This is a genomic window from Clostridium sp. LIBA-8553 (assembly GCF_057782465.1).
This window is the reverse complement of the sequence record NZ_CM173489.1, coordinates 2203130-2227051: the sequence shown is the minus strand read 5'-3', so window position 1 is coordinate 2227051 and position 23922 is coordinate 2203130. Positions and strand designations below refer to the sequence as shown.

Sequence of the window (23922 nt, the reverse complement as noted above, 5' to 3'; positions counted from 1 at the left end):
AGGGGGTGAACTCTATATATTAGCTTAAGTGAGTTAATTATAGATATATAATGACAAATTTTAGAAAAGGATTTGATACATTTTTAGTCTGGGCTTTAAGAATATTACTTTTATTTGTCATAGGAGGAACAGTAGTAAAAGGGTATCTTTTTGATAAAGTCACTAATGTGTCATTAATATTGATAGTGATTAGTTTTATATTTATTTTAGGAATTTTTATTGCTATTAAGAAAAGCGTTAATAAAGTTATATTAATAAGTTTTATTTTAATTGTGGCTTTGGTAATTAGATTATTATGGTTTTATAATATAGATAGTATTCCTGTTGGTGATTTTAACAGGATGTTTATATGTGCAGGAGATTTCTTAGGTGGTACAAGTTACATGTTTAAAGGTACAGCTTATATGGGAAGATTTCCTCATATGACTATAACTGTTCTATATTTTGCACTAATTAGAAATATATTTTCTAACCCATTAGTTGCAATTAAACTTATGAATATAGTATTTTCTATGATAAATGTAATATTACTTTATTTTGTAGGTAAAGAGGTTTTTCAAGATAAGGAAAAGGGAATTGGAGTTATGGCAGTTGCTGCAATTTTTCCACCTATGATTTTTTATAATAATGTATTTTCTTCTGAGAACATGGCTATGCCACTTTTTATTGCAAGTGTACTTATGATTTTAAAAGCATATAGGGCTGAGAGCTTTTCTAAGAAGTCTTTATTTGTATTAGGATCTGGAGTTTTATTAAGCTTATCTCAACTGTTTAGACCTATAGGATATGTTGTTATAGTTGCATATGTAATGTACATACTTATATATTTTAAAGAAGGAATAAAATTAAAACTTCTAACTTCTCTAAATGTGATTTTAAGTTTTATATTACCATGGGCTTTAGTAAGCTATATGCTAATGGCATTAAATATAACAGAATATCCATTGTGGCATGGAACAGAACCTTTAAGTATATCAATTTTAAAAGGAACAAACATTCAATCTCAGGGAAGATGGAATGAGGAAGATGCAAAAATATTCAATGAATATGATGGAGACTATGAAAAGGTTGATGAAGTTGCAAAAAGTATTATAAAAGAAAGATTAATAGAAACTCCAAAAGTAGAATTATTAAAGTTTTATGTTACAAAGTTTATGAATGAATGGAATACAGGAGACTTTGCAGGAGCTTATTGGGCTGAAAATGGATTAGACGAAGGATATAATAGAGATGAATATTTAAATATGCTTGGAAAGACCGAGGGTAAAATGTTAATAAGAATGAGTACAGAAGGCGCACTATATACAAAAGTATTTTGGTTAGCTCTTGTATTGATGACTTATGTAGGGCTTTATAAAAATAGAAGAGATAGAAACTATTCAATAGATTTATTTTATATAATATTTGGAGGGGCTTCTTTATTTGGTCTTATAACAGAGTTCCAAGACAGATATACTTATCCATATTCATGGATATTTATAATTCTTGCTTTCACAGCTTTCAAATTAAAAGAAAAAGAAAGTAGTGGCTCTTTATTTTGTAAGAATTTGTAATTCCAAGATGAAAAGTAAATTTTATAAAAGATGATAGCAAAATTTGCTATCATCTTTTTTATTTATATTTAAGAATTAATATGAATTAAAGGCTAATAATAATTCATAGAAGATTCGTTTAATATAAGGTATCTAAAATTATAAATAAACGCATAGATTATAGTTTGGAAATGGAGATGAGTTATATGAATAAAAAAGATATTTATTTGAGTGAAATCAAGCATGGAGAATCAGTTAAGATTTCTTTAATGGTTATGAAAATTCTTTTTAGAGATGATGCAAAGATAGTTTGTATATTGGCTGATAAAACAGGAGAGGTAAAAGCTAATATAATTAAAAAAGAAAATGAGAGCATAAAAGAGGGAGATGTTTTAAAGGTAGAAGGAAATAAAGATAGATTTTTAGATGTTAAAAAATTTAAAGTACTATCAGAGTATGATGAAAGAGATTATCTTCCTCATGTAGAGAAGCCCATAGAAGAGATAATGAAGGAAATAGATGAAATAACAGACAAATATATAGTTTCTAGTGAGGGAAGGGCCTTAAATGATTATTTTTTTAAGGATAATGAGTTTTTAGAAAAGTTTAAAAGGGGTATTGGAGGAGTATCCATGCATCATAATTATATAGGTGGACTAGCAGAACACACATTAAATGTAATGTATCTAACGTCAATATTATGTGAAAGATATCATTGTAGAAGACCTGAAACAGCAATATTAGCTGCAAAATTACATGATATTGGAAAGATAAAAGAACTTTATTATGATGGACCATTCAAATATACCTTAAGAGGAGAGATGGAGGGTCATATTGTAATAGGGGTTCAAATGATAGACGAAGCAGTAAGAAAAGATTCAAAGCTTTATAGTGATGATTTTATAGCAAGAATAAAGGGATGTATAACTCAGCATCATGGGAAATTAGAATATGGATCTCCAAGAGAAATGAAGACTGAGGAATCATACATAGTAAATTATGCAGATGGATTAGATGCAACAATGAATAAAATAACTATGTTAAAAGAGAAAACTAAAAGTGGAACTTGGTCTGAATATGATAAGAGATTAGAAACTAAATTGTATCTATAAAACTAGTAAAGAGCTATATCAAATATAATTTAAAACATAGACTAAAATAAAACTTATTTAGATATTATCTTTACATTATTTATAAGTTTTGATATAGCTTCTTTAATTACTAGTTAACTTCTAGGAGCATACATGATTATGAGAACGCCAATTAATGCGATTAAACCACCGATTAAATCAAATTTATCTGGAATAATATTATCAACTTTCCATCCCCATAATATTGATAGCACGATAAATATACCACCATATGTTGCATAAACTCTTCCAAAATTAGAGTTTGATGGTTGAAGGGTTGGAATAATTCCATATAATATAAGAGCTATAGCACCTAAAATTCCGTACCAAAGACTTTTTCCTTCTCTTAGCCAAAGCCAAACAAGATATCCACCACCTATTTCAAAAATACCAGCTATTAGAAAGTAAAATATTGATTTCAAATTTTCCAAGTTTTTTTCTCCTTTGTTTAGTATTAAGTTTAAGTATGCAAAATTATAGCACTTGCATAAAAAAATATCAATTTAGAGAAGTTTGAATGCATACTGTATTGGAAATGAAGGAATAAAATGATATAATTACAATTGATATAAACGGTTACAATAGAGTGAAAGGATAAGAGAAAACTGGAGGGGTAAGAAGTGATAGTAGGATTTTTTATAGCTTTAATTTTCATGATAATGCAAATAGGAATAGTTTCTTATCTTGTGTACAACCTTTATTCAAAGAATGAAGAAACAATAAAATCAATAAATGAGGATGATATTAAGTCGGCACTTAATTTAAAGAAGGTTGTTGTATTAGAAAACTCAGTATCATTATTACTTTATGGAGTTTTAATAAGCAATAGAGAGATACTTGATTTTGGAAGAGGAGAATTATTAACAGTTGTCATATTAGCTTCAATAGGAGTAATGATGGTTTATCTTTATATGTTTGATAATTTCATGGAAAAAGTTAAAAAGTTTAATGAAAGTAAAAAGGAGAATATTGTAGCTTAATAGTTATTAGTAATTTATAAAAAACTTAAAAGTTCATTCAAAATAAATTAAATTTTAAATATATGAGAAAATATTGTTGTGCTTTAGATTCTAATGTTAGAATCTATATAATACTGATATAAATATACAATTAAAAGTTTTGTTTTTATTTTTATTTTGATTTTTAAGGAGAAAAAGTGAATGAGAGATTTTGAGAAAAGAAAAATATTAGCAAAAGAGGCTGCAAGTCTTATAAAAGAATTTAGAGATGAATCTAAAATTTTTGGAGAAAAGAGTTTTAAGAATATTAAAATTAAAGATGATTTTAATATGATTATTATAGATGATACTTGCGATGGTATTATTGAGGTTAATTTAAATGAAGTAAGTAAGATCTTCAAGGAAGAAATAGAGGATATAGGGCCTTACGGAGTTCATTTTTACAATGCTTTAGAGGAATTAAGAGAAGAAACAACAAATAGATTTGAAGAATTGGACAAGAATCTTTTTATGGAGCAAATAGGAAAAACTTATTATGTTCAGCATAAATGTGAAGATATTTATGAGAGATTAAAAGAGATAGAAAAAGAGTTTTGTGAATTAAAGTAATGGTGAGTCACGGAGAATTCCGTGACTTTTTTATTATTTAAATAAATATCATAAAAGTATTTAGGTATATAGAGTTATTAAACAAACTTTTACTAGGATAAAAACATTTATTATATTAAAATTTATTTTTAAATTTAAGAGATATTACACTTTACAAATCATACGAATATAAAAATACATCTAAAGATGAAATAGAGTCTTGGGATTGAGAACTCATATCTAAGGTAATAGTATTTAATCTTTTAAAGCCTTGGCTCTCATAAAAACCATAATTACATATTGTATCTGTGAAAAGATAAAGTTTTTTTACTTGATTTTCTCTCATATAATTTAAAAGGTTATTTACAAGGGTTTTACCAATACCAAAGCCTCTGTAACCTTCTCTAACAGCAAAAAGTGTTATGGAGCCTTGAAATTCATCTTTTCTATCTTCTAATAATTTTTCATAAGCTTTTGAAACTGTTGCAAATTGCTTTAATTCTTTTTTCTCTTTAGAGTTTCCTAATGCAATTGATATATACTTACTAAGAATTACTCCAAAATGATAAATTGAGTTTGTAATTGAGTTGTTCTTTGAAACATTTCCTAGAATAACTCCAATTGGTTTATTATCTTTTGTTGCTATTAAAGAGTAGGTTGTCTCTTGTAAGCAAGAATGAAGATATATTGTAAGTACTTTATCAAGAAGTTTTTCATCAGCTATAAGTTTATATAATCTAAAAGCTTCATTTATTATTTTTTTTACTTCTTCATAATCAGTTTTTTCTATTTTTCTATAAGTTATTTCATTCATATAAAAGCATCCTTTCATTTAGTATATAATTAATTTATAATATATCCCCTAAGGGAAGAGTCAATTATGAGAGGAGAGTTTTTTTATGGAATTATATTCCATAGGAGAAGTTTCAAAAATTAAAGGAATAACTATAAAAACTTTAAGGTATTATCAAAGTGTTGGTTTAATTGAACCTGTTTATATTGATGAAAATAGTGGATATAGATATTATTCAGCTGAACAATTTATTCATATAAACATAATAAAAGGATGTAGGAAGTTAGGAGTAAGCATAAAGGAACTTCAAGAGATATTAAAAACTAAGGATACAGAAAAACTTATAAAGTTTTTAAAAGAGAAGAAAATAGAAGCTGAAAGAAATATTGAGAGTTTAAAAAATACTATAGGAGAAATAGATAATTTAAATTCACAAATAGAATTTTCTAAAAAAGCGGTTAAAGAAAAGAATGTTAAAGTTAAGTATTTCAAAGAAAGATGGATAATAAAAATGCTATGTGAGGAATTAGGTGATTATAAAGAACTTCTATACTATTCAAAACTAGAGGATTTAATAATTGAAAAAAATATTAAAAATACAGATGATGGAGGAATGGTGTATTTTTATGATGATAAGGGAGATTTAGAAAAGTCATATGCTTTTAAATTCATTGAGCCAATGAAAGAAGAGTATAAGAATATAATAGGTGTTGAAAAATTACCAGAGGGAAATTATATAACATTAAGCTATAGCAAGGAGAATGAAAAAGAACAAAAAAGAAAATTTAATGATTATTTAGAGTATAATAATTTAAAGTTAGAAAGTTTAATAGAAGTAGATCTTTTAAATGATATATTTAATACTAAATCATATAGTTGTCAGATACAAATGAGAATAAAGTAAAATTTATTACAAGATAAAAACATATAAATTAATAGGAATAATAACAATTCCTAAAAGTGAAGAAAAGAAGCATTTAGCAATAATAATTCATAGGTCCTATGATAATGAAAATATAAGATTTGATACTGGTTTTAAATATCTTACAGAATACTTAGAGGAAAATGATTATATATGAGCTGACTTATATGTACAATTAGCTTATATACGAGACTATAGTGATAATGATGGCAACAAAATAGTACCACCTAGTTATGCATAAATATGATGGAGATGCAGCTGGCTTAGGTGGAATTCCTATATTTGAATAAATGACAATAAAATTAGGTAGGAAAAGTGGTGTAAATTTAATCATAAAATTATCTATGGATTTATAAATGAAAATTCATAGATAATTTATTTTTTATTGAATTTAGTTTTAATTTGTATAAAAATATATTGAAAGTAGAGGAGTTATATGGTAATATGTTACATGTAAAGATTTACATTAAGAGTAGGGGGAGAGAATATGAGAAAAATTAAAAAGCTCTTATCAGTTCTTTTAAGTTTTGTATTTTTTATAACTTTAATACAAATACCTAAAATAACTAAGGCTGATGAGAAGAGTTCAGAAGGTGTTTATATCAAAATAAGATATAATAGACCTGATAAGAACTACAACGGATGGAACTTATGGACTTGGGAGAGAGATTTAAATGGTACCGATACCAATACTAAAGTTTCTCAATTTATAGGAAATGATGATGAAGGAGAATTTACAGTTATTAAAACTAATACAAATGAAGGAAAGTTAGGATTTATACTACGTAGAAGTGAATCAGGTAATGACTGGGCAGAAAACTATTTTGGTTCAGATAAGTTTGTTGACCTTTCAAAAGGAGATCAGGAAGTTATTATAAATCATAAAGAGGATGGAGAAAGAACTTTTGAGGTTAAGCCTTTAAATAGAAATTTTGACAAGGTTACTTTAAATCTTCATTACTACAGATTTGATGGAAATTATGATAATTGGGATATTTGGTCTTGGTTAGATGGGGTTAAAGGTGGAGAAGGATATCCTTTATCATCAGAAGATGATTATGGAAAACTATCAACAATTGTTTATGATGGAGTAAAAGATGCTGATCCAAGAGGCATTGGAATTATAGTTAGAAGGCCAGATTGGTCTGATAAAGATGTACATGCTGATAGATTTATAAATTTAGCTTATGCAAATAATAAGGGTGAGATTAATGCATATTTAGTTCAAAATAATCCTGAAATAGTTTTTAGAGCAGAAGATGCAATAAAAGATCCAGCAATAACAGGGGCTAAGATTGATTCAATAAATGAAATAAATTTCACAACTAATATCAAAATGCCATCTCAGGATATGAATGGAAAGATTACTTTAAAAGAAAATGGTATTTCTCAGCCAATTTCGGTAACGATACCAGAAAGTTTAAACTCTGGAAAAATAATAACAGATAAGAAATTAGATTTAACTAAGGAGTATATTTTAGAAATTGAAGGATTTAAACCTGCCACTGTAACTTTAGGGAAAATCTTTGCAAATAAAGAGTTTGAAAAACTTTATCACTATAATGGGGAGTTAGGTGCTCTATATAAGAAGAATAAAACGGATTTCGTGTTATGGGCTCCAATGGCAACTTCAGTTAAAGTAGCTATTTATAACACAGGTGACTATACTAAAGAAACTAATCCAAAGGAAGTTATAGAAATGACTAAAGGAGAAAAAGGAATTTGGACAACTTCTCTTAAAGGGGATCAAAATGGAGTTTATTATGATTATCTAGTTACTAATAATGGAGTAGAATCTAATGTAACTGATCCTTATGCTAAAGCTGTAGGTGTTAATGGACGACGTGCAATGGTTGTTGACTTAGAATTAACTAATCCAGAAGGATGGAAAAATGATAAAAAGCCAAAACTTATTGCTCCAACAGATGCAGTAATTTATGAAATTCATATAAGAGATTTTTCAATTGACCCATCTTCAGATACTAAAATGGAGATGAGAGGTAAATATGAAGGAATGTGGCAACCTAATACAACACTTCCTGCTAATGAGAATATAAAAACAGGAATAGATCATTTAAAAGAATTAGGAGTAACACATGTTCATTTACTTCCAACTTTTGATCATAGATCAATTGATGAAACAAAATTAGATAAACCACAATATAATTGGGGATACGATCCACAGAACTATAATGTGCCAGAAGGATCTTATTCAACAGATCCATATAAGGCAGAAGTTAGAATAAAAGAATTTAAGGAAATGGTTCAAGAACTTCATAAAGCTGGTATAAGAGTTGTTATGGATTCAGTTTACAATCATACAGGAGCAACAGCTGATTCTCATTTAAATTTAGCTGTTCCAGATTATTATTATAGACAGAATGAATCTGGAGGATTTTCAAATGGTTCAGGATGTGGAAATGAGTTAGCTTCAGAAAGAAGTATGGTTAGAAAAATGATGGTTGATTCAGTTAAGTATTGGGCCAGTGAATATCATATAGATGGATTTAGATTTGATCTTATGGGGCTTCATGACATAGAAACTATGAAGACTATAAGAAAGGAATTAGATAAAATAGATCCAAGTATAATAATTTATGGAGAAGGTTGGACAGGAGGAGATACACCTCTTCCAGAAAATCAAAGCGCCCTAAAGAAAAACACTCCACAATATGGGGATATGCAAATTGCTGCATTTAGTGATGACATGAGAGATGGAGTTAAAGGACATGTTTTTGATGCTGATAAGCCGGGGTTCGTTAATGGATATAATGGGTTAGAAGAGCTTGTTAAGTTTGGAATAGTTGGTTCTGTAAGGCATAGTGGTGTCAAGTATGGAGCTTCCCCAAGTCCATATGATGGCTATGGAGTAGAACCTTGGGCAAATGAACCATATCAAACAATAAATTATGTATCAGCTCATGATAACTTAACTTTATGGGATAAACTTCAAACTACAAATAAAGATGCATCTAAAGAAGAGTTAGAGGCTATGAATAAAATGGCTTCAGCTATAGTTTTAACATCTCAAGGAATTCCTTTCTTCCAAGGAGGAGAAGAGATGGCAAGAACAAAGGTTAATCCAGATGGAAGCTTCAATCATAATAGTTATAATGCACCAGATAGTGTAAATAGAGTTGATTGGACAAGAAAAGAAGAATATAATGATTTATTTAATTACTATAAAGGATTAATAGAACTTAGAAAATCTCATAAAGCATTTAGAATGAACACTGCTAAGGATATTCAAAATAATATTACATTCCTAGAAAAAGGAAAATCATTCACAAATGACAATGTTGTTGCATACACTTTAAATGGTGAAAATGTAGGGGATTCATGGAAGGACATGGCTGTAATATTTAATGCAAATAAGGAACCTGTAGATATAACTCTTCCAATGAATGACTGGGCTGTTATTGTAAATGGAAATAAAGCAGGTACTGAAAAGCTTGATGAAATTAAAGGAAACAAAGTTCAAGTTCCAGCACAATCTTCTTACGTTTTGGTACAAAAAGATAGCTTTAATGGAGATAACAATGGAGGAAACACTGAAAATCCAGATAAACCAGATAATGGTGGAGAAGGTGAAAATCCAGATAAACCAGGAAATCCAGATGATAATGATACAAATAAGCCATCAGAAAATAGTATACCAACAATTGATGCGAAGGATTTAGAATTAAATCTTGGAGAAAAGTTTGATCCTTTAAAAGGAGTTACTGCCTTTGATAAAGAGGATGGAGATTTAACTTCAAAGATTCAGGTTATAAAAAATAATGTTGATCCAAATAAAGCAGGAAAATATGAAGTTACTTATATGGTAGTTGATAAGGACGGAAATAAGGTGACTAAAACTATAAATGTTAATGTTTTAGAAAAGTCATCAGGAGGAAATCTTCCTAATACAGGAGGAACAAGTGCTCTTTCTTTGGGGATAATTGGCTTAATATTAGTTGGAGTTGGAATTATATTCTTTAGGAAGAGAAAAAATAATTAATATTAAAGAAGTATTGATTATATAAAAAAAGAGCTATTCTAGGAGGATAAATAGAATAGCTCTAAATTTTTTCAAGAAATAAAAGCTAACTTAATTCTGGTAGCTTTTGAATTATTAATAAGCTTAGATAGGAGGGAGAAGGTATATAGCATAAATAATCTTTATTTAATATATAGTATGAATTTATACTTTAAATTGGTAGGAAAAATAAGTAAAAAGCTAATATTTTACTTATTTTTTTAATTGTAAGTTATTACAAAAATAATAGGTTATATATTAAATATCATTGACAACGTTTACCGAAGAATTTATAATTTTTTTAAATATTATCTATATTTGGTAAATTAAGGGGGATAAATAAAATGAGAAAAATGAGAGAGAAAATAGCTATTATAGCTGCTACGGTATGTGTAGTTACATCTTCATTATCTATAACAACAAAGGCTGGTGTTTCACTTCCGCCAACAGGAGATGCAACAAAGGGGTCAAATCAACCATTTCAACATGGATATAGAGTAATTGATATTGAAAACTGGAATCCAGAAGAGGATCCATATGCAGAAATGTTAAGAGCACATGTACCACTTCAAGAACGTATTGAACCATTTGCAGAGACTCAAGCAAATCCAAATTTAAGTCCAGAAACTTCACTTACTAACTTAAATGGAGATTATGGCAATTATTTCTTTGATAGTACAGCGTATACAAATGATTTTAGTCAATATGCGTATAATTTCTGGCAGTACACTGATTATTACGGAGGATGGCATGGTATGCCAACAGATGGAGTTCCATTACGTTTATATGGTGGAGGAGAAGATAGTAGTAATTTTGAATTTGGAATATTAAATCTTCCAAACCCAGCATATACTAATGCAGCTCATAAAAATGGGGTTAAATCAATTGGATGTTTATTTATACCAAGATCAGGACAACCATATGATGCTTTATTAAAAAAGGATGAAAATGGCGAATATATAGTTGCTAAAAAGCTTATTGAAATAAAAGAGTATTTTGGTTTTGATGGATATTTTATAAACCAAGAAACTAGTATAGATCCATCACATATTATTCCATATAAAGAGTTTACTAAAACTTTAGTAGATGCAGGTGTATATACTCAATGGTATGATTGTGTAGATGATGTAAATGGTAAATTAACATATAAACCATCGCTTATACCTTCACATAGTTCTTATGTATATGATCAAAATCTTGGTCGTGTAAATGATTCAATATTTATGAATTATAACTGGAATTCTCCAGATGGATGGAATAATGGAGATAGTACAGATCCTAGATATATAGATGCAAGTGTGGAAGAAGCTAAGCGTATAGGTATTAATCCTTTAGATTCGGTTCTTATGGGAGTTGAGGTTGCTATGGGAAAATTCAACGGTTCTCATAACTCAACAAGAAATATGGATGTTATATTAGATGAAAATGGTAATCCAAAATCCGGAATAGCTTTATTTACGCCTGATTATGTAAAGGCAGGCTTAGATGATGATTTAGGAGACCCTACTCAAAATAGAAGAGGACAAGCTGACTATCAATGGATGGTAGCTGAACGTGAAAGAATGTTCTATACTGGTGTGACAATTGATCCATTAGATACAGGAGAAAAAGAAGGGTATTCAAGAGCTGATGTTGGTCTTAAGGATGCTAGTCAGTGGGGAGGAGTATCAAGATATATAACTGAGCGTTCAGTTGTTAATGGTGCAACTTTTGTGACAAACTTTAACACAGGACATGGAGTGCATTATTATAAAGATGGAGTTATATCAAATAATGAGGAATGGGCAAATATGAACATTCAGGATATACTTCCAACATGGCAATGGTGGATAGATACTGAAGGCACTAAATTACAAGCTGATTTTGATTATGGCCCAAATGTAGAAAAGGGTGATAAGTTCACTTATAAGCAAATCGGAGCATATAAAGGAGGTAGTTCTTTAGTTGTTAATGGAGAGCTAGACTCTGAAAATTATTTACGTCTATTTAAAACAGAGTTAGATGTTGTTAAGAAATCTAAGGCTACCATAACTTACAACAAGGTGTCTGGTAAAAATGCTGGAGAAATGGCTTTAGGACTTATATTTAAGGATAATCCTGATAAGGTTGAATATGTTTCAATTAAAGGTTCAGATAAAGATACTAATGGATGGGTTAGTAAAGATGTTGATTTAAGTCAATTTAAAGGAAGAGAAATTGCTGTAATTGGACTTGCCTTCTCTCCAAAGAATGGGGAAATCTCATCTGATTACCAAATGAACATTGGTGAAATAAAAATAACTGATGGCAAGGATTATACTCCTGACATGCCAGAGGAATTTGAAATAGAGGATTATTTAAATACTAATGAAGTTCATGTAGAGTGGGAATTAGAAGATTATAATGAGGTTAAACAATATAACCTTTATTCAAAAGGAGATAAAGGAACTTTAACTTATTTAGGTGGAATTTATGATGATGTTTATTACATTAAGAATTTACCTAAAGATACTAAGGAACTTTTACTAACAGCTCAAGGGGAAGATGGCAGTGAAAGTAAACCAGCTAAAATTAAGTTTTCACAAGATTATAAGGTACAAGATTTAAAAGTAACTGAGACTGATGAGGGGTTAGAAATAGATTGGAATAATCCAGACAAGAAGTCTTTTAAAGGTATAGAAGTAGAAGTGAATTTACTAGAGGGTGGAGAAGAAAAAGAAGTATTCTCAAAAACATTCAAACCAGGCACAACTTCTGCTAAAGTGCCATTAAAACAAGAAGATGGCAAAAAATATGAAGTAAAAGTATCTACAACTGATAATAAGAAGGATGTTTTAGATACGGTTACAGCTAAAGGAAAAACCAAGGATTTTTATGCAACACCTTATAGCGGAAACTACAAAGTTATAAATGGTAAATTAATCTTTGATGGACCAACTTCTAAGGACTGGTGGAAAATGTATATTACTGTAGAAGGAATAGAGTATTCATATTTAAGAGGAAAAGATGGATTTGATAATATTCCAATTCCTAAAGAAGCTACAGAGATTTCTATAGTGCTAAAAGATTATGAAGGAAATTTATCAGAGACTACAAAACTTCAATATAATCCACAATAGTAAGTTTTAAACCTTAAAACTATTATAGACCTTTATAAAACAATTAAAATCAAAAATAAAAAGACTTCTAGAGGTGTTTTGATTAATCTCGAAATAATTCTTAGAAGTCTTTTTATTTTATAAATTTTGTTAGCAAAAAGAAAGTTTAAGAATAAATATATAATGTATAGTATTCTTTGGAGTGTGAAAAGCTTAAGAGGTGAAAATCTCTTACTAAATAGTTATGATTAATCAAAGAATTTTTCTAAATGTATTAGATGAAAATCAAAAACCTATTTCACGATGTAGAGTTAAAATTGAAAACCGAAGAGAAAAATATGAGGCAGACACAGATTTTGCAGGAATCGTGGAGTTTTTGGTTCCTTTAGGAGTGTATGTTTTAACTTTAGAACATCCTTTGTTTAAAAGGAAAGTTTACAGAATGACTTTAAGGGATGGCTTTAGTTTCTCAAGAATAATTCTTAAGAAAGATAATTTAAGTACTTATAGAAGAAATAAAATTCCTATGAAAGAATATATTAAAAATACTGAAGTAGACTATGATATTGATGAAGTGGATTACGATATTAATGAAGCGGATTACGGTGTTGATGAAGTGGATTATGATATCAATGAAGCAGATTACGATATTGATGAAGCGGATTACGATACGGATGAAGCAGATCACCATACTGATGAAGTAGACTACAATAGTGATAAGGTGATTGATGGAAATTCAAAATTACGAAAGAATAAAAATAATTTAGACATTGATGAGAAAGCTAGTGTAAGAAAAAAGGTTAATAGGAATTTAGATATAAAAACAGATGATAAATATAAAATGGAAAGCCAAGATGGTATAAATATAGGAAAAGAGTATTTTAAAGGTGGTAGTTTCTTTGAAGGAAGTGGTATATGGGGAACTACAGGAGTTTTTGATGGATTAAATGAAGAGGGTTTTGAAGAGATATTAAATGGTGCAAAAGCAATTTTAAAGGACATATTGGATTTTGCTAATTCTATTGATAGTGAAGAGTACGAAGTTCAAGAGGAGGGTATTGGCTATGAAAGAAATTTAAATAAAGAACAAAAATTAAATGATAAGTATTTAAATAAAAGAAAAAAAATAGATTTTGATGATTCATGGGAAGTGGAAGAGATAAAAGGATTAGATAAAGATTATAATGGAGATACTTTTGATATAGATGATTATGAAGAAGAGATTCTCAATAGAATAAAAGAAAAAGAAGAATATTAATAAATTTTAGATAATTTAAAGTAAGCAAATTAAATAAATTTTATTGATAAAAAACGTAAAAAATAGAATAAAATGGTTGAAATGTCCGTAAAATCAAGTATAATTAATATAAGATTGAATTTATGAAAGGAGGCAATTTAATGAGAATTTTAGATAATGAATATGTTAATGGTATATATTTATTATTTCCTACAAAAAGAATAATGTGTACTCAGCAATTGCTCCTTTTATGGAATTTATCTAATGCTTTCCATAAAACTTTATAGAAATCTTTTTAAAATTCTAAAGAGCATGGCTGAGAAGCTGTGCTTTTTTATTTGAATAAAGTAAAGTTATGATATAGAGATTACTATTACTAAGAAGACCTAATATAATATTGTATGTTTAATACTTTATATATATATTAATTACTTTTAAAAATATAAAACCTTACCAGTTTGCAAACTTGAATTTTAACAGTCTTCCTATTTTACTTAGTTCAGAAAATCTCTAAATTATACCTTTAATTTTATAGGCATCTATATCTTTAGGCACTGCTTAAGGATATAGATGTTTTTAATTTTCAAAACTAAATATTTTGAAGGAGACAAGTCTATAAAATTTACCAAAATTATATTTTCAATAAAAAGGATTAGTTAAATCAAAACTATATAAATAGTAGTTAGTTAAAGCTATATAACTCTTTGTAATAAAGAATTATATAAGTTTTTAATATAAATTTTTACTTCTACATATAAGGAGGGATAGAATGTGAATATAGGTGATGTTCTTTTAAAAAAGTTTTAATACTCTTATAGAGAAAGCTATAAACAAAGGGGGCAAGACATATGGGGATATTTAAGAACTATATAGCTAAAAGAATAGGATTTTTAATAGTTCCAATATTAGCTATGATAATTGTTTTGGGAATAGATAGCTTTTTCCCTTATCTTCAAAAGATATTTGTTGATGATATTTTATTAGGTAGTGATTCAAGCAAGTTAGGATTATTTTTTGGAATTTTCTTGGGCTTAGCACTTTTACGTGGAATTTTAGGATATATTAAAGAATTTATGTTTGATAAATTTTCCTTAAATGTGAGTAAAGAAATAAGAACAGATCTTTTTAAAAAGATTCAAAGTTTTGAGTTTTCATTTTTTGATAGTACAAATACAGGAGAACTTATGTCTAGAATTGGTGAGGATGTAGATATTGTTTGGGAAACTATTTCCTACGGTCTTAGATTATTTATAGAGGGTATAATATTATTTATAATTTCTGTAACCATAATGATGAGGATGAGTTCTTCACTTACAATAACGTGTTTAGTGATTTTACTTCCAGTAGGATTCTTAGCTATTTTAGTAAATAAAAAATTTGAAAGAAATTATTCTAAAATAAGTGATAAAGTGGCTGATATAAATCTTATGGCACAACAAGACATTGCAGGAATAAGACTTGTAAAAGCCTTTGCGAGAGAAAAATATGAAACTGAAAAATTTTTAAAGGTTAATAAGGATTATTATGATTTAAATATAACTCAAGCCAAGATTTTAAGTAATTTCTTGCCTGTAATTGACCTTTTAACAAATTTAGCACCAGTAGCTATGATAATTTATGGTGGTTATTTAACTATTAAAGGACAAATTACTATGGGAACACTTTTAGCTTTTAGTAGTTATATTTTGAATCTATCTTTTTGTGTAAGAAATTTAGGATGGCTTGTTAATATGATGTCTCAAAATAGAGCTTCAATGGATAAAATATTCAATATTCTTAAAAGGAAACCACAAATAACTTCTATAGAGAATCCTTATAATCCAGATATCCTTAAAGGTGATATAGAGTTTAAAAATGTTTCATTTAAATATAGTGAAGAGCAAATATTAAAGAATATAAATTTAAAGGTACCAGCAGGAAGTACTGTTGCTATTATGGGAGAAACAGGCTGTGGTAAAAGCTCAATCCTTTCTCTTATAGGAAGACATTATGATACTACAGAAGGAACAGTGTTAATTGATGGCGTTGATGTTAAGAAGTGGGATTTAGATAAATTAAGAAGTAATATGGCAGTGGTATTTCAAGACACCTTTTTATTTTCAGATTCTATAAGAGATAATATAGATTTTGGTGGAAGTAAAAGTGAGGAGGAAATAATAGAGGCCTCAAAAGATAGTTGTGCATATGACTTTATAAAGGAAATGCCGGAAGGATTTGAAACAGAAGTTGGTGAAAGAGGTTTAGGTCTTTCAGGAGGACAAAAGCAGAGGTTAGCCATAGCTAGAGCCTTAGTAAGAAAAACTCCAATATTGATTTTAGATGATGCTACGTCAGCACTTGATATGGAAACAGAGTTTAAGGTGCTTAAGAATTTATCTAAAAAGCAAAAAAAGGCTACAACCTTCATAATAGCCCACAGAATATCTGGGGTTAAAGATGCAGATATAATAATTTTCATGAAAGATGGAGAAATAGTTGAGATGGGAAATCATGAAAGCTTATTAGAGAAAAAGGGATATTACTATAGTATATACCGTCATCAATTTCAAGATTTAGAGTTTATACAAGAGGTTATTTAAAATGAATTTTTAGAGACTTAATTCTAAAAATCTTGAGAAAAATAACATTAAACTATAGTAGAGAAGGGGGAAGGAATAATGGAAGAGATTAATGAGAAAAAGACTCATAAATGGAAGACCATTAAGAGACTTTTAAAATATGTGGCTCCGTATAAGTGGAAAACTTTAGGAATAGTATTAATGCTTTTATTAATAATGAGTTGTAATACGTTGAATCCTTATTTAATGAAGGTATCAATAGATAAATTTGTTTCAGTAGGAGATGTAAAAGGTCTTCTAGGAATTGGAGTTGTTTTAGTTTTATTAAATTTAATAGCAATGATACTTTCAAGAATCAGAATTATGTCTATGAGCAAAATAACAAATCAGGTATTAGTAAATATAAGACATGAACTTTATACTCATATACAAACTTTAAGTTTTTCATTTTTTGATAATAGGCCAGTGGGAAAGATTTTATCTAGAGTAGTTGGAGATGTTAATGCATTAAATAACCTTTTAAATAATAGTATCGTGAATTTGATACCAAATCTTTTTACAATTTTATTGGTTATTTTTATGATGTTTTTTATGGATCCAAGCCTTACATTAGTTTGTCTTGTAGTTTTACCATTTCTTTTTGCAGGAATGTTTTTTATTGAAATAAAAGCAAATAAGAGATGGAGAGATTTCAGAGAAAATAGGTCAGCACTCTTAGGATATACTCATGAAGCTTTTTCGGGAATGAGAGTAGTTCAAGGATTTAGTAGAGAAGGGTATTCAAGAGAAAAATTTAATAAGCATTTAAATGGGCATGCAAGTGGTTTTCTACATGCAGTCAGACTTCAAGACTATTTTTGGCCAACAGTAGATATATGTAGAGGGGTTGGAATTGCTATTGTGCTTTTTGCAGGATATAAATTAACAAATGGAGGAAGCTTATCTTTAGGAACTTTAATAGCCTTCATAATGTATATTGAAATGCTTTGGAGACCAATAATGAATTTATCAGCTTTTTATAATGCTTTTGTTACTAATCTTTCAGCAGCAGAAAGAATTTTTGACATAATGGATACAAAAAATGATATGGTAGCAAATGCATCTGAAAAGAAACTTCCTAAAATTAAAGGAGAGGTTCATTTTGAAGATGTTACTTTCTCTTATGATGATGATGGAAATCATGCCTTAAAGAATGTAACATTTACTTTGAATCCTGGAGAAAAGATAGCTTTAGTTGGAGAAACTGGTGCTGGAAAAACCACAATAACTAATCTTATAAGTAGATTTTATGATCCAACAAAGGGAAAGATTTTTATAGATGGAATAGATATAAGTTCTGTTGATGTAGAAAGTCTTAGAAGTCAAATGGGAATAATGCTTCAAGATTCATTCCTTTTTGCTTCTTCAATTAAAGAAAATATTCGTTATGGTAAATTAGATGCTACTGAGGAAGAGATAATTGAGGCTGCCAAAGCTGTTAATGCTAATAGTTTCATAGAAAAGCTTGAAGATGGATATGATACTAATGTTAATGAAAGAGGATCAAGGCTTTCTTTAGGACAAAGACAGTTAATAGCTTTTGCAAGAGCTTTAATTGCAGATCCTAGAATACTAATCTTAGATGAAGCTACAGCTAATATTGATACTGAAACTGAAAGATTGGTACAAGAGGGAATTAAAAAGCTTATGGAGGGTAGAACATCTATAGTTATAGCTCATAGGCTTTCAACAATTAGGGATTGTGATAAAATATTTGTTCTTTCTCATGGAAAAATTGTTGAAGAGGGAAGCCATGAGGAGTTATTAAAAAGGAAGGGATATTATTATAATCTATACTGTGCACAATATAGTTTTTTAAAGGAAGCTTAAAAAATATAGAAGAGGCTTATAAAAAGTCTCTTCTATATTTTTTATTAGTTATGCACAGATATTAAATTTGTTAATTTCATTAAATGTAATAGGTGTATTATTTTTCTTAAGCCAATCGCTCCAAGTGGTTTTGAAATTGCCATCTTGTTCTTGTATATAGTTATAAAAATTAGTAAAGAAATCTAAGCGTTCTTTAGTTGGAAAAGAAGCTATGCTATGTTCTTTTAATCCAGAAAGTGCTAATTGTCTTTGTATTATTTCATCAAGAGTAGCATTTTTATAGTTTTTAGCGATATCATACATAATTATAAAGGTTGTTGTTCTTCCTATCCCTTGTTTACAATGAAAGTGAAGCCAAGTATTTTTAGGCATTGAGTTTATATACTCAATAAAATAATCTACCATATCGTCAGTAGGAAGTTTGCCATCAGTTACAGGAATTCTAACATAAGACATTGAATTAGATTTAACTAATTGATTTTCTGAAAAAACTTCTTTGGGAACAACATTTAATTCTGGATGATTAAAAAATTTTAATGGCACTCCTATTGGAATATTATTTAATTTATTTATCTCATTATGAATAACCTCTTTTTTACTTAAGCCAGCATTAGCATTATTTTTTTCATTTTTCCAACTGACAGGATATTCATTGATAAAACCATGGGATTCTTGGCGTAAATCAACAATGGTTATTGGAAGATTACTTTTTATTTCATTTACCATAAGTGATAAATTTTCAGGCGAAAATTGTTGACTACCTGAACTATTAAGAGTATCTAATCCTTTTAGGTTTAGATTAGGTATGTTTTCTAAATTATCTAAATTTGACGTTGTGCGAAAATTATGAGGTAAATTAGTAATGTTTTTGGTATCTAAAACTAGATGTACATCATTTTCTTCAGCATCTACAAATAAATTATCATTAACTAAAAAACCACCTAAAATACTTAATATTAAAAAAAGAATAAAAGCGTTTTTCTTTAAAAACTTAAACACGGTTAAATCACCTCAACATATATTTTCTATTATAATTAATAAATTTAGTATGGCATTAAATAACTTTTATATGTATTAAGAAATAATATTAATTTTATTAGTATTAAATATTAACATGCAAATTATTATAAAATAAAAAGTTTAATTGTATACTAATTTATTACTCATAGAACTTAACATAATAGCATATATTTATATATTGATATGTAAAAAATACAATTAGTAAGGGGGAGAATCTGTGAATAGAAAAAAGCTTATGGCAATTTTAATGACAGCAGCTTTTTCATGTACTTTAATTAGTGGGCTTACTATACAAAAACCAATGGAAGTAAAAGCAGATGAAGCTTATACTGCATTGGGAGATGTTGCTGAGCTAAGCGTTGAAGGGGATACGGCGACAATAAAACTTAATCCTGAGACTGTGAAGATAACTTTTTATAGAAATGATATGTTCAGAGTTTGGATGGATCCACAGGGGGACTTTGATGATCCAACTAGTGGAAAGATTTTAGATAAAACAGGAGAAGAATATGATGCTCAGTACGGTGATATATCTATAGAACAAAGTGATGAGGGTGATTATTATAAGTTGAAAACAGAAGAGGCGACCTTAAGAGTTTATAAGAGTCCTTTTAAACTAGCTTTGTATGATGTTAATAATGAAAGTGTTATTTGGGAAGAGGCAGAGCCATTACAATATAATGAGAATTCCACTAAGCAAACTTTAGTATCTGATAAGGAAGAACATTTCTTTGGTGGGGGAGTTCAAAATGGTTATTTTTCACATAAAGGAACAAATGTTAATGTTGAATTGTTAGCATCTCATTGGAATGATGGCGCTGTTTCAAATCCAGTACCTTTTTATATGAGTACAGAAAATTATGGGGTATTGAGAAATACATTTAAACCAGGGGACTATAATTTTATTGAAGATGACCTAGCTGTACTTTCACATAATGAGGGAAGGTTTGATGCTTTTTATTTTACAGGAGATTCTTATGAGGAAATATTAGATCAATATACAGAATTAACTGGAAGACCTGCTTTAATGCCTAGATGGGGATTGGGTATAGGAGATGCAGATTGTTATAAAGAAACGAGTGATGCATTAAAGATTGCAGAAAAATATGAAGAATTAGATATGCCTAGGGGATGGATGCTTCCTAATGATGGATATGGCTGTGGTTATACAGATTTAAGAAGTTTTGTTCAAAATGCAGAAAAATTAGGATTCAAAGTGGGTCTTTGGACTGAGAACGATGTTAATAAGATAGCTCAAGAAGTTGGCGAATTTGGAACAAGAATGGTTAAAACAGATGTTGCTTGGGTTGGGCCAGGATATGAGTTTGCATTAGATGGAGTTAAGAAAGCCTATGATGGAATAGAAGATAACTCAGACAGTAGAGGATATGTTTGGACTGTTTGTGGATGGGCTGGAACTCAAAGGTATGCAGCACCATGGACTGGGGACCAAACAGGAAACTGGGAATATATTAGAATGCACATTCCAACTTATATTGGATCTGGAATGTCAGGAATGCCTTTTATAGGATCAGATGTAGATGGTATTTTTGGTGGCTCCGCAGAAACTCAGGTTAGAGATTTACAGTGGAAAGCATTTACTCCAATTATGATAAATATGTCTGGCTGGGCTAATAATGATAAGCAACCTTGGGCTTGGGGAGAACCATACACAAGTATAAATAGAATGTATCTAAAATTGAAGTCTAGAATGACACCATATATGTACACTTATGCTAATAAGGCACATACTAAGGGAACTCCAATAGTTAGAGGATTAATGTGGGATTACTCAAATGATTCATATACTTTAGGGGATGGAACTAAGTATGAATACATGCTAGGAGATAATCTTTTAGTGGCACCAGTTTACGAAGACATTGAGGTTAAGGATGGAATATATCTTCCAGATGAAAATCAAACTTGGATAGATTATTTTACAGGTGAACAATACACTGGTGGAAGAGCTATAAATAATTTTGAAACTCCATTATGGAAATTACCTTTATTCGTTAAGGATGGAGCTATAATTCCTATGTACCCAGAAGGAAATTATGATGCTCAAATAATTCCAGATGAAAATAGACCTATAACTTTTGATATTTATCCATCAGGTGATACAAGCTTTGAACTTTATGAGGATGATGGTAATACTAAGGAGCATAGAGAAGGAGAATACGCTAAGAGTTTAATAGAGTCTAGTGCACCAGTAGAAGGAACAGGAAGTGCTATTTTCACAGTTAATGCTACAGAGGGAACTTATAATGGAATTAAAGAGAGTAGAATGAATGAGTTTACAGTTCATACCAAGGTAGATCCAGGAACAGTTACATTAAAAGTAGAAGGAGAAGAAGCTAAGGAGATAACTAAGGTTTCTTCTATGGAGGAATATGAAGCTTCAAAAGAACCTGTTTATTTCTTTGAAGAAGATAGTCCTGTTGGTGGAGTGCTTCATATTAAAACAGGAGCTATGTCTATAAGAAATACATTCTCTGTTGAAATTGAAAACTTTAATAATGATAAACCTAAAGAACCTACAGATGGATTAGAGATGCCAACAAGTCCAAAAGGATTTAAGCCAACAGATGTAACAGATACAACTATAACAGTATCTTGGAATGATGTTAATAATGCAACATCTTATGATTTATTAATAGATGGAGTAATATTTGAAGGAGTAAAGGAACCTTTTGTTCACAAGGAATTAAAGTATAATTCAACTCATACTTACAGAGTAAGAGCAGTTAATGCTTTAGGAGCTTCAGAATGGAGTGAAGAAATACAAGCAACTACAACTGCTTATAAATATAATAACCAATTAAAGCTTAGTGAGTTTGATATGAGTAAAACAAAGGCAGAAACAGAGTTTCATCCATCTTATAATATAGAAAAAGCTATTGATGATGATTTAGAAACATCTTATTATTCAACACAAACTAATCCGTACCTTCCACAGAGTTTAACTTTTATGTTTAATGATATTCAAGAAATTGGAATGATAGAGCATACTCCATTTAGAATAGCTAATACGATGACTAAGTTTAATTTATATAAAACAATGGATGGAGAAAATTATGAAAAAGTTTTAGACAATTATACTATAGATGCTATAGAGGGAGCAACTAATATAGAGTTTGAACCATTTGAAGCAAAAGGAATTAAGGTAGAAGTATTAGAAGTTAATGGTGGAAGAAAAGATTTTGGAATGAAGGAGTTCCGTATATTTAAAACTAACAAAGTTATTGGAGATGTAACAGGTGATGGAGTTGTTGATTTAAATGACTTAAGATTTATGAAGCTTTATTTTGGAGTAAGAGAAGGTGATAATGACTGGGGATATGTATCAAAAGCTGACTTTAATAAGGATGGAAGAATCGGTGCTTATGATATTGCAAGAGTAGCTTCAATAGTTGAGGAAACTTTAATTCCATCAGGAAATGAAGGAAAAGGAAATTTAAGAGTAGAATTTGATAAAAAAGAAGTTAAAGCAGGAGAGGAATTTACAGCTACTGTTTATGGTGATGAAATAAAAGATATGTATGCCTTTGATTTAGTTATAAAGGATGGAGAAAAGTATGAGTTTATTGATGCTTCTTTAAGTAAAGATACAGAAGGTATGACTTTGGGTCTTAAAAATGAGGATGGATTTGCATCAATTGGAGCTACTAAAAATGGAAATGAAGCACCTATAGATGGAGATATTACTTTAGGTACTATTACTTTAAGAGCGAAGGAAGATATGGATACTAAAATTGATTTATTGGAGTCAGTACTTATAGATACGTCTTTAAGAAATATAGATCTATTAGGTATTAAAGAAGAGATTAAGGTTAGTCCAGTTAGAAACTTTAAAGAAGAAGAGGTAACTAAGAAGAGTATTAAAGTATCTTGGGAAGAACCAGAAAATATAGCTGGATTAGAAGGATATGTTCTTTATAAAGATGGTAAAAAGGTTGGGGAAATATCTAAAGAACAATTAGAGTACACATTTAGTGGATTAAATAGACATACTATATATAATTTAAAAGTTGCAGCAAAATATTCAAATGGAGAAGTTTCTAAGAAAGAATCTTTAACTTTAAGAACTGCTAGATAATCAAAAAATAATTAAAAACCTCATTCTTTGATTAAAGAGTGAGGTTTTATTTTTATAAAGAAAAAAGTTCGTTTTAAAACTATATTAAGACATATTTTAACAATTTTAAGAATATATTTATAT

The 23922-nt window shown here is 29.1% G+C and carries 14 protein-coding genes and 1 pseudogene; 12 read left to right on the top strand and 3 right to left on the bottom strand.

Annotation, left to right across the window (positions count from 1 at the left end):
* Positions 1 to 50: 50 nt before the first annotated feature.
* Positions 51 to 1553 (top strand): glycosyltransferase family 39 protein, encoded by a 1503-nt coding sequence (locus AC2JAQ_RS09815; RefSeq protein ID WP_488456290.1) that lies wholly within the window; start codon positions 51 to 53, stop codon positions 1551 to 1553.
* Positions 1554 to 1738: 185 nt separating this feature from the next.
* A complete protein-coding gene (locus AC2JAQ_RS09810; RefSeq protein WP_488456289.1) occupies positions 1739 to 2644 on the top strand; it encodes an HD domain-containing protein in 906 nt (301 codons plus the stop codon).
* Between the two features lie 113 nt (positions 2645 to 2757).
* Here the strand turns inward: AC2JAQ_RS09810 and AC2JAQ_RS09805 are convergent, their stop codons facing one another.
* Positions 2758 to 3093: a YnfA family protein gene (locus tag AC2JAQ_RS09805; protein ID WP_488456288.1), complete on the bottom strand. Its 336-nt coding sequence runs from the start codon at positions 3091 to 3093 to the stop codon at positions 2758 to 2760.
* 189 nt (positions 3094 to 3282) lie between these two features.
* On the opposite strand from AC2JAQ_RS09805, the gene AC2JAQ_RS09800 reads away from it, so the two are divergent.
* Both AC2JAQ_RS09800 and AC2JAQ_RS09795 read left to right on the top strand, forming a co-directional pair.
* Positions 3283 to 3642: a hypothetical protein gene (locus AC2JAQ_RS09800; protein ID WP_488456287.1), complete on the top strand. Its 360-nt coding sequence runs from the start codon at positions 3283 to 3285 to the stop codon at positions 3640 to 3642.
* A gap of 180 nt (positions 3643 to 3822) precedes the next feature.
* Positions 3823 to 4230 (top strand): hypothetical protein, encoded by a 408-nt coding sequence (locus tag AC2JAQ_RS09795; protein ID WP_488456286.1) that lies wholly within the window; start codon positions 3823 to 3825, stop codon positions 4228 to 4230.
* Positions 4231 to 4381: 151 nt separating this feature from the next.
* Here AC2JAQ_RS09795 and AC2JAQ_RS09790 read toward each other — a convergent pair whose 3' ends face one another.
* Positions 4382 to 5023, bottom strand: coding sequence for a GNAT family N-acetyltransferase (locus tag AC2JAQ_RS09790; RefSeq protein WP_488456285.1), 642 nt, complete (start codon positions 5021 to 5023; stop codon positions 4382 to 4384).
* Positions 5024 to 5108: 85 nt separating this feature from the next.
* On the opposite strand from AC2JAQ_RS09790, the gene AC2JAQ_RS09785 reads away from it, so the two are divergent.
* The 7 genes from AC2JAQ_RS09785 to AC2JAQ_RS09755 all read left to right on the top strand — a co-directional run bounded on the left by AC2JAQ_RS09785 (position 5109) and on the right by AC2JAQ_RS09755 (position 18683).
* The gene (locus AC2JAQ_RS09785; RefSeq protein ID WP_488456284.1) at positions 5109 to 5906 is read left to right on the top strand and encodes a MerR family transcriptional regulator; all 798 of its coding nucleotides are present in this window, start codon (positions 5109 to 5111) and stop codon (positions 5904 to 5906) included.
* Between the two features lie 505 nt (positions 5907 to 6411).
* Positions 6412 to 9924: a type I pullulanase gene (pulA, locus tag AC2JAQ_RS09780; protein WP_488456283.1), complete on the top strand. Its 3513-nt coding sequence runs from the start codon at positions 6412 to 6414 to the stop codon at positions 9922 to 9924.
* A 362-nt stretch (positions 9925 to 10286) separates the two neighbouring features.
* Positions 10287 to 13040, top strand: coding sequence for an endo-beta-N-acetylglucosaminidase (locus AC2JAQ_RS09775; protein ID WP_488456282.1), 2754 nt, complete (start codon positions 10287 to 10289; stop codon positions 13038 to 13040).
* 223 nt (positions 13041 to 13263) lie between these two features.
* Complete coding sequence (locus tag AC2JAQ_RS09770) at positions 13264 to 14277, top strand: hypothetical protein (RefSeq protein ID WP_488456281.1); 1014 nt, start codon at positions 13264 to 13266, stop codon at positions 14275 to 14277.
* Positions 14278 to 14417: 140 nt separating this feature from the next.
* Positions 14418 to 14543 carry a hypothetical protein gene (locus tag AC2JAQ_RS09765; protein WP_488456280.1) on the top strand — a complete coding sequence of 42 codons (126 nt, stop codon included), beginning with the start codon at positions 14418 to 14420 and terminating at the stop codon, positions 14541 to 14543.
* A gap of 561 nt (positions 14544 to 15104) precedes the next feature.
* Positions 15105 to 16835: an ABC transporter ATP-binding protein gene (locus tag AC2JAQ_RS09760; protein WP_488456279.1), complete on the top strand. Its 1731-nt coding sequence runs from the start codon at positions 15105 to 15107 to the stop codon at positions 16833 to 16835.
* A 78-nt stretch (positions 16836 to 16913) separates the two neighbouring features.
* The gene (locus AC2JAQ_RS09755) at positions 16914 to 18683 is read left to right on the top strand and encodes an ABC transporter ATP-binding protein (RefSeq protein ID WP_488456278.1); all 1770 of its coding nucleotides are present in this window, start codon (positions 16914 to 16916) and stop codon (positions 18681 to 18683) included.
* Positions 18684 to 18731: 48 nt separating this feature from the next.
* Here AC2JAQ_RS09755 and AC2JAQ_RS09750 read toward each other — a convergent pair whose 3' ends face one another.
* Positions 18732 to 19682 (bottom strand): fused DSP-PTPase phosphatase/NAD kinase-like protein, encoded by a 951-nt coding sequence (locus tag AC2JAQ_RS09750; RefSeq protein WP_488456277.1) that lies wholly within the window; start codon positions 19680 to 19682, stop codon positions 18732 to 18734.
* Between the two features lie 430 nt (positions 19683 to 20112).
* Here AC2JAQ_RS09750 and AC2JAQ_RS09745 point away from each other — a divergent pair.
* Positions 20113 to 23799 (top strand): annotated as a pseudogene (locus AC2JAQ_RS09745) (TIM-barrel domain-containing protein); the annotation flags it as partial.
* Positions 23800 to 23922: the final 123 nt, after the last annotated feature.